Here is a 16,206-nt window from a genome sequence, read left to right as displayed (position 1 = left end):
ACAGATAGTTGAATGGGGAGTTTTCAGGAATGGAAAGACATCGCCCACATGGTCGTACCGTAACCACATTAGAGGCAGATGTACTTAAACTTCGTGCACTAGAAATGGTGTTAGTGCTCTTCTATGTGGAAAACCTGAAAGATTTTATTATCAGCTCTGTCAAAGTTACAAAACGCCTAAGAAAAATTATTGATAGCACGAAGTCTACAACAAATAACGAAGAGCAAATTAGTTTTAAAAAAGCACATGAATTACTCATTTCAGAAGGAATCATAACTCAAGAAGAAAGCTTACAACTGATAGATATGATTGACTACCGTAATACTATAGGTCATGAGATTCACAGAATAACCATAGATATTGGAGCATGCTCTAACCTTGCAAAATATGAACTTACTAGCGGAAATAAAATAGCAAAATATAATTACTCAGTAATCAAATATATACAGAATATTAGAAGAAAGGTAAAAAGGAAAATGATGGAAAACTCATTTTTCTTTGAACTATCTTTCGATACACTGGCATTTAATGCCGCAGAGAAAACATACCTTAAAGAGATTAAGAGATTAAGAGATTAAGAGATTAAGAGATTAAAGAAAAAGGTTAACGCTGGGATTGATAAGGTTAATGTTACTATAGAAACCACAAATAAAATCATCCGCAGCATTCCTCGTGAAGTTATGGATACTATACAACCTGGTCATCCGAAAAACACAAAGAGCAATGGCACATTTAGTCCAGAAGGTATGAAAGGAATGTTCATGCTATATGATGCAAAAGCAACTCCGCTGGCTGCTGCTTATATAATGAGGGTATCATATCGTACAGCTTCAAGATGGTATAAAAAATGGAGTGAAAACCAAAAAACAACATAAAATAAGGTTGGTAAAAATTCAAATCAAATACCAACCTTATTTATAATTTATTTTATTTCTTATCTGTTATAGCAGGCACACCCTTAATAGTAAACCTTTTTTCACTGTTAAAATATAATGGGGATTTGAAATAAGGCCCTTTTTTAACCATAACAGCAGTTTCTATTAACTGATCAATAGCTTTTTCAAGACCATCTTCTTTAAAAGCAATAGAAACCTCACCTTTGGGATAGCCTTCAGTTTCGACGACACAGTCAATCATAGGATGTTTAACACAACTAATTAAATAGCTTTCGAAGGCATCGCGAGGTAAAACCAAACCAAATTCTCGCCACGCATATTTTCTACCCCAGTAATATCCATCTCCAGCTTGATAATTTACTCTTGAGTCATTCTTGCCTTTATTTTCATCATGCTTTTGCTTTGACATATTACGAGCATATAGATAGCTAAAATCTTTATCCAAAATGGACGATTTGGATAGGCATGATAGATCGACTACCTTGCAGCCATTTTCTTCGGTGAAACCAATATTATACCGTTCTCCTTCAACGATGGCATCTTCAAAATTAGCTTCAAACTGATAGGTTGTGTCAGTTGTTGCAGGTTGAAAAGTATGTAAGAATCGACCATTGCCAAGGTCAAGCTTTTGATAATTAGTTGCAATTAAATCATGAATTGTTTTAAGATCTCGGGATTTCATAACTCCATCCTTATCGGAAATATTTTCATTGAAATAAAAACGACAACTCAAACCATAATGTTATAAATTAACAGCAAGGTTAAACAGAACGAGAAAAAATTGCATCTTCCTATGTCAAGAATGAATATGTGTGTACTCATTAGTGCTTTCGTCAAATATATAGCACTCATATATAACATCTCTTGATGTTGTGATTGATTTTACTTCGGATAATTCAAGGTTATTCAAAAAATCATCAGGACGATCTTCTATATATTCCTTATCGACCAGATAATAATTAACAGCTTTCAGGAATAACTCATGTTTATCGCAGACAAAAATAGGAAAATCGAACTCTACAATTTGCTTAGAACAGGCGACCTCGCTCTCGCTCCACACAGCAACTTCTACGCAAGGCATACACCACCTCTCAGATATTTTTAGCTTATCAAGCCGATGATACAGAAAATTTCTTGAAATAAAAGAAGTCAATTAGCCCAGTTGGTGGTAAGACAACAAGAGAGGTCTCTGCCGACTTCATCAGGCTATGTCAGTTAGCGAGACTTATCAGGATGACCATGTGCCTAAAAGGAGCGAGACCGAACAGTTGGCAGAGCTTGCATGTGGTCTACAAGTATGGTGATGACCACCATAAATCTGTATATTCCCTGCAGCGTCTCTGAAGTGGTTTACTAAATCTGGCCACTTAAAGTGTAACTCTCAGGGTGTGAATGACTATATCTGGTACTGGGCGGCCAATCAGAAGAGTAGTCATGTCCGCTGAGAGCGAGCAGCAGACCTTTTATAAAGACTTTTTCATAAAGATACGGCCTGCTCCTTCGGGTTTTCAGTCAATACGTCCAAATTCTTCCCAACCGTGCTTTTTGTAGAAGTCAGGGTCCTGAAAGCTAATTGTGTATAGGGGTTTGAAGTCCGATGGCACGGAAACGCACCTTAAGAACATAAATATATGATTTTAAATCTATAAATTTATGACGTTGTCAGTCAAGTTTACGTTGATTTGATTACCGCATTTATTAACACTGGAAATACCAAAAACCGCATGGCTACTGGCTTCTACGGCAAAGCTAAAAAAATTCTCGCTTTCTTCACTCGCCAACCTGCTCAAAAAACGCGCTTAACGTACACTTTCGTACGATTGGGCTTCAACCCCTAGCACTACTTTAGGTGAAAACTGGTGAGTTTTAACCGTTAATTTGATATTTTAATGTAATGACAAATAAGGATAGTTTAGAATGACACACGCAAGCAATGAAAAGCCTCTTATTTATTTATTGAACACAACGTTAGACGTTGAAGAGAAATTACAGGATAACAAATTTAATGCGCATCATTATTGGCTAAATGGTTCCGAGGAAATAAATACAAACTTCAGTTCAATAGAGATTGATTATGCCAATGATTTTCCAGGTGATCTCCACGAGGCGGAAATCGTTGTTATAGACACTTTACCAACTAATCATCATATTGAAGCTAATAATAGCCCAGTAAGCGTCCACTATAGATATCCGCCTTCAAGGGTAAACTACTTACCTCTTGATATGTATTTTGTAGTTCGTAATATATTCCAAAATCATAGAAAACAAATTATTGTGGTTTTCTGTGAAAGTTTAGATAATGAATCATATCAACTTAAATATAATGGAGAAACAAATGACCCAATAGACACTAACACGTATCCTTTTTTCCAACCATTGAGTTTAGCACATAGAATTGGAAAAAGAATATTGTTAGCGAAGGGTGATAAAGAAAAAGAAATTAAAAACTGCCTCTCAAAATATATAGCCAACTCTTCATATAAATTAGTATTCACCAATTTACGAGGCTATGACACTCCTTTGCTTACAAATGAGGCGGGTGAAAGCGTAGCAATGATGAGGTTTATAGATAATAAATCAATTATCTTTTTACCTTCTATTGATGATAAAAAGGGATTTTTATTGGAGCTATTTGATAAGGTGTTTCCAGAGCATCCAGACTTCAAAATATTATTCCCCGAAAATGGTTGCTTCTCATGGATCAGCAATCCATCATATATCTCTATAGAAGAAAGAAATAAAATAATTGATGTTGAAAATGAATTAAAGAGGCATGAAGAAACAATAGCATTATTGAAACAAGAATACGAAAGCATTCATAATAAAGATAAGAATGTTAAGTTAAGGAACATACTGAAAGAAACGGGGGATGAACTTGTTTATTCTGTGAAGTGGTTCCTAGAATATATTGGTTTTACTGATATTGTAAATCCTGATGAAAAAATAAAACAAGAAGATACTACGCAAAAGCTCTTTGAAGAAGATCTCAACTTTGAATACGACGGCCTTCATTTTTTAATGGAAGTTAAAGGTATTGGAGGAACTTCAAAAGATTCAGAATGTTCACAAGTTTCAAAAATAGAGTTGCGTAGAAGAGGTGAAGATAAAGGTAAAACGGTACAGAGAAAATTCAAATCTGTATATGTAGTAAATCATCAACGTTATAGAGAGCCAAAAGAGCGCCAGGCAATCCCGTTTACGCCTGAACAAATCGAAAACGCTCAAATGACTTATAGAGCTATGACTTACACATATGAACTCTTCAATGTGTATCATATGATCGAGAATGGTATTTTGAAGAAGGAAGCTGTAAGAGAAGCATTTAAGCAGGATGGAGTGATTAACTTCCGTGAGTCGCTAATATCTCTAATTTATAACAATTGCTTCAAGCGCTTTAGTGTCTATTCATTTACCCTTGATGGAACTTACACCATAACCAGAACTGACAAGCTGGCTATCCTTGATAACCAGTATCACTGGCATTTGCTGGATATAGTGAACCTTCAGGTTAATACAGTTGATGTAGACCAGGCCAGCGAAGGCAATGCAGGTTTACAGGTAGCAGAGCTGGTTGAAGGAGCAAAAGAATACTATCTGGTGAAAGCGTAAGTGTAAGCCCCCATGAGGGGCTTATAGCTATTAGGGGTCGGTTTGGATACCGAAAACTATTGTACGTTAATGTGATTTTTCGTACCTCTGAGCTGTGGTAGAGCTGAACCACTTTGACAGGTAGTTTTGAGCGAAAAACAGAAGTACGAGACTGTTATGACTATAAAGGGCGGCTTTTAGCATCGCCCTGTGTTAATCTGCGCGGGATAGGCCAATAAAACATTATCGCAATAGCGCCAAGGAAACTCTAACATATAAATTATTTCTTGACGCTATAAGGTTAGAATTTAGGATCTAATTTCCTCATATTGTTCGCATGAAATTTAGCGCAATCACGCCAAATGCCTAGTGACTCAGCAACCTTAACGGCTTCATCCTCACCTTTTATAACAACATGATATCGACCACTAACGATTTCGTTTAATCTATTTTTAGCTAAGTGAACAACTTTGTTTTCATTGTAAGATGATGGTTCAAATGCAAGTTTGCATGACATGTAGATGATACCTTCAATGCCCATTTTTTTTATGATGTATTTATTAATGTCTTCGAAAATCAATCTTATTATGTGAGAGCATAGCAGCGACGTTTTTGGAGAAATAAATATATCTTCATTATATTCGAATTCACTTAATGGTTTGCCTCTTGGGAAGTTTCTCTCCACTGACTCTTTTAATTCTTGGGATTTTGATATCTCTGATAACTTATGAGATGCTTTGGATTGCCTGTGAGCTATTGAATTTCTAACTGCTGAAAAATACTCATAGATCGGAAGATACGTCTTTATGCTTTTCATATCCCACCCGTGCGAATCATATAATTTTACAATTTTATTACCACTGGTTGATTCCGATTTTTTATCTTGAGTGTTATTAAACATTGCCCAGCTTGAAAACCAAGAGTCAATATCGACAATACAATCATCCAAAGCTGAAAAACTGCCAAATATAGCCATTTCACTTACATACCAATACAGCATCTTTTGCGCTAATTCTTTTTTTAATTGATAATGAAATTCACTACTATCATCTTCCTTATCTTGTCTTTTTGATGATGTTTTATTTTTTAAGTTTGATTCATCGACTGGAGGACTTGGAAGTGAAAAACTCGGCGGAAATTGCCAGGATTTATCAGTTTTCTTAATGAGCTCATTCATTTTATTTTCATTGCCTGGCGTCAATAAATATTCAATAACATGATTAAGTGATGAGGTTAAAACCTTAACCTTCGTATTTAAGCCCTCATGAAATAAATGGTAATTTAAAAAAGGTTCAGTTACAGCATATTCTAAGTCTAACATTTTTCATCTACCGTTGATTGTGAGTTTATATGTTATTTGTTTCAAGTAAATCTTGATGTATTAGTTAATTCCTCACGCTTTCTCTGCTTGTTCAATAGTCAATTTTTGAAAATCATTAGCCTTCTCTCTCTGAAGTCTAGGATATATATATTTGTGTGAATCACCGATTAACTCATCGAAGTTTTCATTTTTTAGTTCCATTAACATAATTTGCTTAGCCATATAGTATATATTACTCACTCCTAAATCTAATCAACTAAACATATTAAATAGTTTCTTACTCTGTATAAAGAAATTTCTTTATAGTTCTAAATCACTCTTGTTACTTGATAGACGTTTAACTTCTCACAGGTTTAATTCCTATTTTTACTTTAGCGTATGCTTTTTTCGTTTTTGGCACGAAACGGCCAGTCCTGCGGGCTGCCATGTCCGCTGTGAGCGCAGGCTGTGTGAAAACTTTTTGGTCGCTAACTTTACCAAGAATAGGACTGAAAACCGTGCTCATACGTAAAATCTAGCTCTACTAGTTCAGCCGATCAATTTCAGATTTTACATTTACGCACGTACTTCAGTTTTTGGTCCGTGTTTTCACACAGCCTGAGTGAACTATAGTCATTAGCACCCTGAGAGTTCATTTTTGGTTAGTGATACGCGATTGTTGATCAGGATACAGATGAACTATCCCAATCAGGTTTTTGACCTGTCGCTTTTCTCTTTTTCCAACCGAGCTTTGCAGGTTTCTAAGATCCAAGCTGAAAAGTTGGCATCTGGGTTGTTTATTTTCTCCCGTGCGACGCTGGCGTTGATCTCGTCGATTAACTCATGTGGGAAGCGAATTCCCTTTTTTGTCGATTTGTTGTTGTGGTTGCCAGTGGCCATCGCAAATTCCGTAAAAGGCGAAATCCATCCCGTATCTGCAGTGCGCAATACAGAGTAAAGTACTTGACGTGTGCGCACACTAATGGTTATTCTGTGCGCACACCTTGATAGCGTCGGCGCTATCAAGCGAGATCCGATAAGTGCAGCAACACATACCGGATCTCTGACCACAATGTTAACGGAGGTAACATGATGGCTGCTTTACAGTCTACCCAAACTCGCCCCAAATTTCAGTACTACTTTCCGGTGCCACAACGTCCGCTACCTACGGTGTTTTGCATCTCCAGCCGCGTTGTTTTTAGATCTCTCCTTCATAGGGCTTTCACCACTATGGATTTTTCCTGCCTGTGTGTGGCTAAGGGGGTGCAATGTGTTTGATGACTATCCATTGGCGTTAGAAGAAGTTATCGATCAGTGTCGCACGCTGGCGTATGCCGTCGTCGAGTTAGATAAGGCTGAGGCCAGGGATATTCTGATGTTCATGTTGCAGGAACGGATTGAGTGTCTGCAACAGATGCTTCAGTTGGAGCAGGAAGGGGATAACGCTGAACTGACCCCACACCAGTAGATATATTCTTTCCTCACTGCGAAGTCTTTTCGATGACATCAGGGCTGACACCACCCAAATGGCTGTGTCGCCGGGCCCGGTTATAGAGCTCTTCAATGTAATCGAATATAAACCCGGACCATGTCTCGGGTTTATATTCCCGCACTTCTAGTGCGATTCTTTTTAGCGAACTGAAAAACGATTCTGCTACAGCATTGACGCTCCCAGCAATTCTTACTGAGGCCCATGCTAGGTGATAGGTTATTGGCTAGACATCGGAATGCTTCGCTTTTCCCAATGTGTTTATGCTGAGCGTTTAGCCTGAGGATTTCCGTTCTGGCATCCAGTAGATCTTGAGCCTGATGCTCACTGTTACCTGGTTTGACGGAACGGACCCGTTTATAAAGACTGTGTGCCGACCAATTCGTGGTCTGGTCAGGTTGGATATGCTTAGGCGCACGTTCAACGGTAAATGTCTCTGGTTGGGGATCAGATATTGACTGAAATGAGTCAGATGCGTCTTTGAAAACATGCGCATGTGCAGGGGGGGCGGGATTCCATGATTAAACGGACTCATTCTCAAGAAGCTTTAAGTATGGATTATTTGGCGGCTGATCCGCGAATATGCACGATGGCTCTGTGAGCAAGTAGCCGTGCAACCGCCGAGTCTTTCTTGGCCCTGTTACTTGGCATGTCCAGATGTTCAGGCCGCTGGGTTGTTTTCGGTGCACTTGATGCTTCTCGAAGCGCTTTTGAACCCACTGCCAACCTTGTAATCCCTCTTGTTTCGCTTGGGTGGCAATTAGTGGATGCTCTTGCGCATAGCGCTGGAAAATCCCTGGACTAACAAGATAGACCGAATCGTTCACGGTATGCACCATCGCTTTTGCGTCGTTGATGATGAGCTTACGTGATTGAACACCTTCCCTCAGCCAGACCATGAAGTGTTCACTCGAAAGCTGTTTGGCAGACTCAGGTTGGGATGGCGTACCCAAGGCCTGTGCCGGTATAGGCTCATCCCTATTATTAGGTTGTGCGGAGGTTTGCTGCGCCGCACTCGACGTACAGGAGGATGCAACTGTGCAGGGTACTTCTGCTGGCATCAGCATTGTAAGCATGTCTTCCAAGAGATCGTGTGATGCAGTGTGGAACTGTACTGTTGCAAAATCGGGTTCTGGGCGAACGGGGGGCATCGCGTTGTTGCTATCGAGGGAGCTGGTATCGATCGTCACCGTTCCTGTAAAGGGGGCTGGACGCTCGGATGCTTCCCAGATCAATGCCGGTGAGAGCTTCAACAATGTGAAACTGTGTGACCAGCCGGATGCACTGCTGATGGTGGCTTTCCAGATGGCCTTGCCATCCAGAGTCGGCTGCAACACGCCATGCTCCTGCAACACGTTGAACACAGCCGTGTTATTGGATGGAATGCCTTCGATCCCCTGCGCCAGCAGATGGGCACGCAGTTTGTCAGAGACGGTCTTACTGACCAGCCAAAGCGTATCCTCGGTCAGCCATCCATCCGAAGCCTGGGGCTGGTTGATTTTCAGTTCCTCCTTGAGCAGGTAACGCAACCCGTCGAGTAGCTTGCGCTGTAGCGCCTGCTTGGGGGCCGCCAGGACGACGCGGTTGGGATTTCCGCCCAGTTCCTGAGCCACCGAAGCGCGATCAGCCTGGATAACGAGCTCTCCCAGCATACCGGCGTGTTCGTATTGGCCTGCAAGCACATACAGCAGCGAAGTCCAGAGGGCAGGGTAGCTGCTGAGCCAATCGAAGATGTTATTATCGAGTATTTGTCGGTGGAGCAAGCCAGTGGCGGCTCCATGCAGGCGGTATTCACGGTCATCCCGGTAGCGAAAGCGGTAGGGCTGTTTCAGCGGCCCATGCCAGGGGTGCCATAGGCTGCCATCCTCGTGCTCGATGTGCAGATCAACGGCAATCTTGCCGATGTCGTGGAGCAGGGCTGCATAAGCGATGGCCGCAGTCCAGGCTTCTGATTGAGCGGCTTGATCTTCCGGAGGTGCGCCCGCCGGCAGCAGGTGGGACTGCCGTAGTTTCAGTGCAAAGGAGACGATCTCAAGTCCGTGATCGAGCATCCCACCATGGTAAGCGTGATGATGCGTTTCCGAGGCGGGAAACAACTGTACCAGCTCTGCGTAGCGCTCCAATGGTTTGCGGTAAAGTGTAGCGAATTGTTTGCGAGAGAGTGAGGTGCGCTGCCAGATGTGTTCCAGCAGCTTCTGTCTACGAGGCGTGGCCAACAAGGACGCAGCGGGTTCTGGTTGGAGTAGCCCTTTTTCTGGCATGACAGGATCAGACTGGGGTAGCGTGGGCTTTTTTCGCTGGAACAGAGTAAACATTGTGGTGCCTCAAGTGCGGGGTAAACATGCCTTTTCCTTTTGCAGATAGAGCCTTTCCCCTTGACCCCATTCCATTGCCCTTTATCGGCTTTACCCTTGTTGAACCCTTTTGATATAGCGCTACTTATCCGTATTATCGAGTATCAATACGGCAAGGATGGATCCTTTTTGTGCTGGGAAATAGATGGCTGTATGGCAATACGAAGGTGTTGCAGGTGCGTCGCCATGTAACTATTTTGGCCTGAATCAATAACAGTTCTTGCTTTGGGAGAGGAGCTGTTTCGTGATGTTGAATGGAAATAAAAATGACGAAGGAAATTGAACGCGATATCAGCAGTATCAGACAGGAATTGACAGGCTCAGAATTGGATCTGTCACGGCAAGCAAATCGCTCCCTGAAATACTATGTGAGGGGTATTTATAACGATTTAGTGAAATGGAGGTTTACATGTCAATATGAACAAGAAGAGTCACAGCGTAATCTTGAGGTGGCCCTTTGTGTGATTGGTTTCATTGGCGTGTTACTGGCGATAACTCGCTCAGCGGGAAGTGATATCGATTGGCTACGGGAACATACTCTGTCATTCCGGCTATGGGGAGTTGCTTTGTGTGCCATTTTCGTTGGTGTATCGCTGGAACGATCGTCCCTGGTGAGTTCTCTATGGCGTTTTACTGTCACGAAGGTTTTGCTATCAATTGTACTGTCGGGGCTGGTGATCTATGCACGTGGTCAGGCAGGCATTTATGTCAATGCTGTGTTTTATGTTGATGCGTCGGCTTTACCTATTACCCTGTTGTTTACTACCGGTCTTATGGTATTCAAATTGCTTTTGCCGTTTATAATCGTTGTGGTTGTGATTATGTTTTTGGTGAATATTTTCTTTCTGGGTGTTTGGCTCAAGAATAAGGTTGATCGTAGAGATTCAGAACTGTCATTTTTTTACCCTACTCTTTGCGTGTTTGTTTCATCTGTCCTTCTTTATCATGGGTGGTTATGGCCCAGCGATCAATTGAACGATACTCGTGTGTCTGAAAAAGTCTATCTGCTGGCTCATGCGCTGGATTTTAATAAATCGCATCAATGCGCCAATATTCCAATGGATCGGCCAGTGGTTTTTCTTGGAAATGCTCAGGACGCCGTGCTGGTGGCTCCATATCCATTGGAAGACTTTGACTTTGCCACTTTCTTTGAAGCCTCGGTAAATGTTCCAAAGGAATTTATGCGGATGCGATGCGACTACAAACCAGCACAAGCATTTCCAGCAGGATGGTGATTGGCAAACATTGTTCCTGATGGTTTAAAACCGCACTGTTAGAGTAATAAGCGGGACAGCCGATCTCTGGCAGTTAAATATTCGATGTATGGTATTTCTGCCCTTAGCTAAGTAGACAAGGATGATTTCCGTAACAACATCGCGTATCAATCGCTGTGAGGTGGACTTTTGATACAAACGGATAATGCAGACAAATGATGACCATGAATAGCGCGAGCCATAATAGTATTGCAGAACGCTTCGGCCGTTGGCTTGGCAGAGGCTGGCGTGGTTATGTGCATCGTGAGCGTAAGGTACTGCAATGGTTGGCATCCAAGGGACTACCATGGATTGCAGCCTTCGCGCTTTTGTGGGCAATTAAACTGGTTGCGCTTGGCGTACTGGCGTATTTCTCCTTTTGGTTGGCATTGTTGATGGTGTTTGCTGTTGTTGCCCGTTGGCCCGTTGGACAAAGCACGTCAGAAGATGATTTTGAATTGGGCTTACCTGCGACGTTGGATGGGCTTCGCGAAATGCCAGGATACGATCCTAATCTGCATAATGATACATCTCACGAGATGTATCGCGATGATGATTGATTCAGCTTAAACCCTACCTGAGTTTTTTAGCGACTGTACCAGCTCCTTTCCCACCAGCATTACCGGCATCTTTTGTACCTGCAGCAAAGCTATTTGCAATCGTCCCTGCCCGAACGCCAGCCCAGGTTAGCGCACCGATCCAGAATGCCGGGAGCACCAGGAACATCGCGCCCATGACGAAGTTCAGCAACATGTCGCCGAAGGTATTGTTTATGCCCATAAGCGGAGCAAAATTGCTGTGTGGACGATTCCAGCCCCAACCCCACCCGTAAAGCGCATCCAGAATGGTGCTGTCAATCCAGCGTGCCAATTGAAACCAAAAGTCCACAAAGAACAGTGCAAACTGCACGATGCTGATCGTTACAACTGTCTTTAGGTCGTAGGTGCCTACCAGAAGTACCAGAGGGATACAGATCACCAGTGCCATCTTCAGTAGTGCAAGCACCATCGGCAGTGCCTGACGCATGACGTCCAAGGCCGGAAATGCGGCGATTGCTCCAATAGTCATACCGATGTCACCAGTAGCGCGCGTGACGATATTCGGTAAGGTTTTGTCGATTTGACCGCCATAATCGGTGTAGACACTGCTTTGGTTGAGTTTCTGCTGGCGGGGGGAAGCAAGCGCCCTGATCACCGAGTCATCCACCTCTGCACGGTTGATGAATCCTGCCCAGTTGGCGATGCGACTAAGTAGGCTGGGGTCGACCTGTGCCAGCAGGCGCGCACGCAAGCCGTTGCCACCATCGCTCCACCACTGGCGGCAACTGGGGTAGCCCGCCCCGCTTGGCACCTGAGCCAGCCCAGCGTCACGAGTGCTGTCGTAAGCCCAGCCATCACGTGGTGTCTTGGCGCGGTAGGTGTCATAGAAGCCTCCGGTGCTGACAAAATAGGTCGAGCCGATCCAGGTCACGTCGTGCATTTGTGCTTCATCAAGATCAGGACGATTCATGAACAGTTTGGCGCGTGCAGGGCCGTAGCAGTCGTGGGTAAAGTCCGCGACTTCCTGAGCCAGCAGGGGATCGTCAATACGGGTGGCATTGATCTCCATCCGCATTTGTCGCAGGTCAGTGCCGCATGGGATAGCCGCCACCGAGGCTCCAGTGAGCGCGCGTGAGAGCGCATGCATGAAGGCCCACCATACTGGCACTTTTGCACTCTGGTTGTTGAGGGTGCTGAAGGTTTGTGACCAGCCTGTGTCTTCGGGCTGTGGCACGCTGATCTGGCACTGTGCCGAACGCGCCTGATCGTACCTGATTGTGTTGAGGTCAACATCAATGAACGGAATACCGGCGAACATCACCACCACGATCGCTACCCATACCCGGTTTTCAATGCGCATTGAAGACAGGACGCCCTTGTTGCTTTCGTCAGCACCCTCGGTACGGGATCTCAACCATTCGTCGATGATGATGGCCACGAAGGGGAGGACGAACACACCGCTGGAAACCAATACTGCCCAAATGCCGTTGTGGACGACCCAGCTCACCAGGGTCAGGTAATACTCCAGATAATCGGTGGTGAAAAGCGTCATGGTCATATCCCCTATACGTCCTGCACCAAGAGGCTGAATTCCAGTGTCAGCAATGTGGCGATACCGGAAATCTCGGCACGAATCAGCCTGCGCCGGGCGTCAGTGCTGGTATCGTGCAGGAACAGGCGGCAGCGCATCCACAGCCAGCCATAAACGGTGGCACCGTACAGGCACAGGCGCCACAACAGAAAATAGTTGGCCGCGTCGGCCAGCCAGTGTTTCCAGCCAACGATACTGCCAGCGAAGTGGATGCCCATAACGTTCGCTGTTGCGGTAATCATCAGCAACGCGACCGTCCACAGGATGACTCTGACGGTATGCCAACGAGACAGACGGTGTGATCGCAGCCGGGCAAGACTCATGGTGCGCTTCCGGGACTGGAATGCTGCAACCGGTGAAGACGGTTAGGTACGGGATCACCTTCATAAATGCCGCGTGAGCCGGCTGCGCGTGCGCCGTGGCGCTGGATGATGGTCATCGGCGAGTTGTTGGCAAGCTCGCGGCGCAGTTCAAGCTCGGTTTTGAGATTAAGGATCTCGCGGTCAAGCGAGTTACTTTCCCGATCGACGGCGGCGACTGCCAATTGGTTGACGGCGACGTTTGGCTCTTTCTTGCCGGTCAACAGTGTACGTTGCAGCAGCAGGGCTTTTTCCAGTACCGATGCTAGCGCGACTTCGGAGGCCAGGCGTCGTGCCAGAAAGTCTTGATCCGGTTCGTCACGCAGTGCCTCGATGACGCTACGGGTGATGGGTAGCGAGGCACTGCCTGCTTCGCGAAGGTTCTCGAACGTGGTATTGCGGGTTCCCCTCACCAGTTCCAGCAGGACTTCTAGCTTGGTGTCGTATTCGTCCTGGATGACCGGGGTCAGCCCGACGCCTGGCACGGTCTCGGTCTTGGTGCAGCCTTCGCAGGTACGTTGTTCCTGCTCGCCCAGCACACGAGTGGCAAAGTCGATGGCTTGTTGGGGGGATGCCCACGTCTGACAGGACAGGCTTTGGCAATTTTCCGGGTCGATAGGGGCAGAGTCGGTTACCCCACGGCCATTGACCAGGTTGTAACCTGCGCGGATCACGTCACCGACGACCTTGATTGAGCGCTGACCTGCACCACCGGCATTGCTGCCACCAACCCACGGTACGCCGTTGTTGCCTCGGTTGTTTTCGGCCCGTTCAATGGCTGAAACGGCGTCGCTGCTGGTGATTGACTGACGCAACGCCATGCCTTCGGCTATTTGGCTCCAGCCTAGCTGGCCGCCTGCGGTTTCTGCCATTTTATCAGCCATCGCTCGGCAGGTGAGTTTGGAGCGATCAAAGTCGAGTCGGGCTTGCAGGACGCCATTGGTCAGAAGGTTGTAGAGTCCTGGATCGGCTCGCTGGATGATCAGTGCGGGCAACGAGGCGACGGCGCTGGTGGCGCTTTGGATCACGTTACCCATGATGTTTTGGAAGCCGCTGCTTAGCCCATTAAGCTGATTCTGGATCGTCGTACTGATGTTCATGTCGCCACATATCAGGTTGCTGTTCCAGCCCACACCGACACCAATCGAGCGCATGCCTGCCGCACCGCTCATCGATACGGCGTTACCGCCACCGATGGAATACATCACTTCATCACCAATGACGGCTCCGCTGTTCTGGAAGCCTCTGTTCTGTGCCAGAGCCAGATCACTGCTCAGTGTCAGTGCAGCAACCAATAGTGTGGGTTGCCACAGACGCGGCGCAATAATTGAAAACGCTTTCGGATCGAGACGTTTCATCATCATGTCCTCAGTTGAAATCCACGCTGCCGAGAAAGGTCTGGCCGCGTCGCTGACAGCAGCTATAGGGTCGCCATAGTGCCCAGGCGTAGTTGTCTTGCCGGGCCTGAGTGAGTGTTCCGGTGTGTGGGAAGACCGTGCAGGAAGAGGATGGACGAGGGGTCAATTCTTGCCATTTTCCGGTTGATGCATCGTTTTCCATCAGTGCGCCTGCCGGCCAGTAACCGTCGCGTGTGTTAGCGAGCAGGGGCTGGTATATGTGCAGTTGTCCCCTACGTGTCACAATATCGCCTGCTCGCTGGGCAACCACAGCGCTGGCCCTGTGGCTGTCCACCTGGTGCAGGAAACCGCCGCGTGGGTAGACGCTGCCCCACAGGTTCCGCGTGGTGCGTGCGCCTATCTCACGCATACCGGGGATCAGTGCCTCGGGATACACCGCTTCGGGAATGTTGTAGCGCCATGCGATGGTATCGAGTGTGCTCAACAGGTATGGCATGAAGGCGGTGCCAGCACCATCGCAGATATAGCCTGAAGATGAGACAAACTGACTGAATGCTTGGCCGCCGGGGTGGCCGATCACGTCTGCGTTGCGGAACTTGGATAGGTTGTTCTCGTTGCCATGGTTGCTGGTGCCGTCACCACCCCCCCGGGCCGTGGTGTTGGGCATACTCATGGCGCGCACTTCAACCCACGGGTTTTCGCCTGTGTTGCTATAACTCGATACCACGGCGTCGGGTACGTAGTGCCTGACTTTGACGGAGGTACGAACCGTACATCCGAACTTGGTGCAAAGCAGCCAGTAGCAGATCCCAGTGACCCGGTATTCCAGGCAATCAGGGGATAACGATGAGGAGATGATAGCTGTGGTGTTGAGGGCGAATGAGGAACTGGCTGCCGTAAGCAAAACTGTGGCAAGGCTGACGCGCTGACGGCGGGGGAGTCTCATGGCTGAGCCCTCCTGTATGTGTTGATTCGCGCCACTGCTTTGGCGACGTCAGGTTCGCCATAAACCACATAGCGTTGATCGACGATGACGGCCGGAATGGTGGTAATGCCCAAACTCCAGGCATCGACAACCCTTTGGTATGCTGCTCCGATACGTTGTTGCAGGGCTGCGCCGCCTGCTTTCAGGCGTTGCTGCATGATGACTGCGGCGCGTGCCGGGTCTTGGGGAAGGTGGTTTGCCAGCTCGGCCTCAATGCGTGAGAGGCTATCCAGTTCGATGAGCCGGGTATTGCCCAAGTTCTGAACTGGGTGCCGTGTGTCGGTGACGACAAGTACGTCTGCGGCCTGTGCCAGCGGACTCAACAGTGCAGTCAGCATGACGATGGCAAGCGTATGCCACCAGAATGAAGAGGTTGAAACAGGATCCAGCATATTGGCACACCATGAAATTGTTCATGGTGGTAGTCCACTCCAACTTGCCTCAGGAAACGACGAACAATCGGCAAGCGATGATCTCCGGTTTTTGAATGAATC

Annotated in this window: 17 protein-coding genes and 3 pseudogenes; 6 read left to right on the top strand and 14 right to left on the bottom strand. The window is 46.1% G+C overall.

Going from position 1 to position 16,206, the window contains the following annotated elements:
* Positions 1 to 29: 29 nt before the first annotated feature.
* Both J5224_RS02975 and J5224_RS02970 read left to right on the top strand, forming a co-directional pair.
* On the top strand, positions 30 to 578 hold the full coding sequence (locus J5224_RS02975) for a hypothetical protein (protein ID WP_264623941.1): 549 nt from the start codon (positions 30 to 32) through the stop codon (positions 576 to 578).
* 102 nt (positions 579 to 680) lie between these two features.
* A complete protein-coding gene (locus J5224_RS02970; protein ID WP_264623940.1) occupies positions 681 to 875 on the top strand; it encodes a helix-turn-helix domain-containing protein in 195 nt (64 codons plus the stop codon).
* Between the two features lie 52 nt (positions 876 to 927).
* On the opposite strand, the gene J5224_RS02965 is transcribed toward J5224_RS02970, so the two are convergent.
* The 3 genes and pseudogenes from J5224_RS02965 to J5224_RS02955 all read right to left on the bottom strand — a co-directional run.
* Complete coding sequence (locus J5224_RS02965; RefSeq protein ID WP_264623939.1) at positions 928 to 1,578, bottom strand: hypothetical protein; 651 nt, start codon at positions 1,576 to 1,578, stop codon at positions 928 to 930.
* Positions 1,579 to 1,692: 114 nt separating this feature from the next.
* Positions 1,693 to 1,977 (bottom strand): hypothetical protein, encoded by a 285-nt coding sequence (locus tag J5224_RS02960; protein WP_264623938.1) that lies wholly within the window; start codon positions 1,975 to 1,977, stop codon positions 1,693 to 1,695.
* Between the two features lie 427 nt (positions 1,978 to 2,404).
* A pseudogene (locus tag J5224_RS02955) lies at positions 2,405 to 2,479 on the bottom strand (GNAT family N-acetyltransferase); the annotation flags it as partial.
* A gap of 334 nt (positions 2,480 to 2,813) precedes the next feature.
* Between J5224_RS02955 and J5224_RS02950 the strand changes: the two are divergent.
* Positions 2,814 to 4,505 (top strand): hypothetical protein, encoded by a 1,692-nt coding sequence (locus tag J5224_RS02950; RefSeq protein ID WP_264623937.1) that lies wholly within the window; start codon positions 2,814 to 2,816, stop codon positions 4,503 to 4,505.
* Between the two features lie 280 nt (positions 4,506 to 4,785).
* Here the strand turns inward: J5224_RS02950 and J5224_RS02945 are convergent, their stop codons facing one another.
* From J5224_RS02945 to J5224_RS02935, 3 genes are all read right to left on the bottom strand, one after another.
* Entirely contained in the window at positions 4,786 to 5,805 is a 1,020-nt protein-coding gene (locus tag J5224_RS02945; RefSeq protein ID WP_264623936.1) for a hypothetical protein, read from the bottom strand.
* Between the two features lie 72 nt (positions 5,806 to 5,877).
* Complete coding sequence (locus J5224_RS02940; RefSeq protein WP_264623935.1) at positions 5,878 to 6,027, bottom strand: hypothetical protein; 150 nt, start codon at positions 6,025 to 6,027, stop codon at positions 5,878 to 5,880.
* Positions 6,028 to 6,492: 465 nt separating this feature from the next.
* Positions 6,493 to 6,684, bottom strand: a complete 192-nt coding sequence (locus J5224_RS02935; protein ID WP_264623934.1) for a YlcI/YnfO family protein — start codon at positions 6,682 to 6,684, stop codon at positions 6,493 to 6,495.
* Positions 6,685 to 7,054: 370 nt separating this feature from the next.
* On the opposite strand from J5224_RS02935, the gene J5224_RS02930 reads away from it, so the two are divergent.
* Positions 7,055 to 7,252 carry a hypothetical protein gene (locus tag J5224_RS02930; RefSeq protein WP_264623933.1) on the top strand — a complete coding sequence of 66 codons (198 nt, stop codon included), beginning with the start codon at positions 7,055 to 7,057 and terminating at the stop codon, positions 7,250 to 7,252.
* A gap of 13 nt (positions 7,253 to 7,265) precedes the next feature.
* On the opposite strand, the pseudogene J5224_RS02925 reads toward J5224_RS02930, so the two are convergent.
* From J5224_RS02925 to mobH, 3 genes and pseudogenes are all read right to left on the bottom strand, one after another.
* A pseudogene (locus tag J5224_RS02925) lies at positions 7,266 to 7,506 on the bottom strand (IS3 family transposase); the annotation flags it as partial.
* 27 nt (positions 7,507 to 7,533) lie between these two features.
* A pseudogene (locus tag J5224_RS35755) lies at positions 7,534 to 7,650 on the bottom strand (IS3 family transposase); the annotation flags it as partial.
* Positions 7,651 to 7,794: 144 nt separating this feature from the next.
* Positions 7,795 to 9,588, bottom strand: coding sequence for a MobH family relaxase (gene mobH, locus J5224_RS02920; RefSeq protein ID WP_264623932.1), 1,794 nt, complete (start codon positions 9,586 to 9,588; stop codon positions 7,795 to 7,797).
* A gap of 305 nt (positions 9,589 to 9,893) precedes the next feature.
* Between mobH and J5224_RS02915 the strand changes: the two genes are divergently transcribed.
* Complete coding sequence (locus J5224_RS02915; protein WP_264623931.1) at positions 9,894 to 10,862, top strand: hypothetical protein; 969 nt, start codon at positions 9,894 to 9,896, stop codon at positions 10,860 to 10,862.
* Between the two features lie 203 nt (positions 10,863 to 11,065).
* Complete coding sequence (locus J5224_RS02910; protein WP_319802416.1) at positions 11,066 to 11,440, top strand: DUF3742 family protein; 375 nt, start codon at positions 11,066 to 11,068, stop codon at positions 11,438 to 11,440.
* Between the two features lie 13 nt (positions 11,441 to 11,453).
* Here J5224_RS02910 and J5224_RS02905 read toward each other — a convergent pair whose 3' ends face one another.
* The 5 genes from J5224_RS02905 to J5224_RS02885 are packed head-to-tail and all read right to left on the bottom strand — an operon-like array spanning position 11,454 to position 16,104.
* Positions 11,454 to 12,971 carry a conjugal transfer protein TraG N-terminal domain-containing protein gene (locus J5224_RS02905; RefSeq protein ID WP_264623929.1) on the bottom strand — a complete coding sequence of 506 codons (1,518 nt, stop codon included), beginning with the start codon at positions 12,969 to 12,971 and terminating at the stop codon, positions 11,454 to 11,456.
* A gap of 11 nt (positions 12,972 to 12,982) precedes the next feature.
* Complete coding sequence (locus J5224_RS02900; protein ID WP_264623928.1) at positions 12,983 to 13,333, bottom strand: hypothetical protein; 351 nt, start codon at positions 13,331 to 13,333, stop codon at positions 12,983 to 12,985.
* The gene (locus J5224_RS02895) at positions 13,330 to 14,727 is read right to left on the bottom strand and encodes an integrating conjugative element protein (protein ID WP_264624066.1); all 1,398 of its coding nucleotides are present in this window, start codon (positions 14,725 to 14,727) and stop codon (positions 13,330 to 13,332) included. The genes J5224_RS02900 and J5224_RS02895 overlap by 4 nt, the downstream gene beginning before the upstream one ends.
* A 10-nt stretch (positions 14,728 to 14,737) precedes the next feature.
* Positions 14,738 to 15,673 (bottom strand): TIGR03756 family integrating conjugative element protein, encoded by a 936-nt coding sequence (locus tag J5224_RS02890; RefSeq protein WP_264623927.1) that lies wholly within the window; start codon positions 15,671 to 15,673, stop codon positions 14,738 to 14,740.
* Positions 15,670 to 16,104 (bottom strand): TIGR03757 family integrating conjugative element protein, encoded by a 435-nt coding sequence (locus J5224_RS02885; RefSeq protein ID WP_413544637.1) that lies wholly within the window; start codon positions 16,102 to 16,104, stop codon positions 15,670 to 15,672. The genes J5224_RS02890 and J5224_RS02885 overlap by 4 nt, the downstream gene beginning before the upstream one ends.
* Between the last annotated feature and the right edge of the window lie 102 nt (positions 16,105 to 16,206).

The sequence above is a fragment of the Candidatus Symbiopectobacterium sp. NZEC135 genome, from assembly GCF_025962695.1.
The sequence above is the reverse complement of the archived record's forward strand: the minus strand, read 5'-3'. Positions and strand labels throughout refer to the sequence as shown.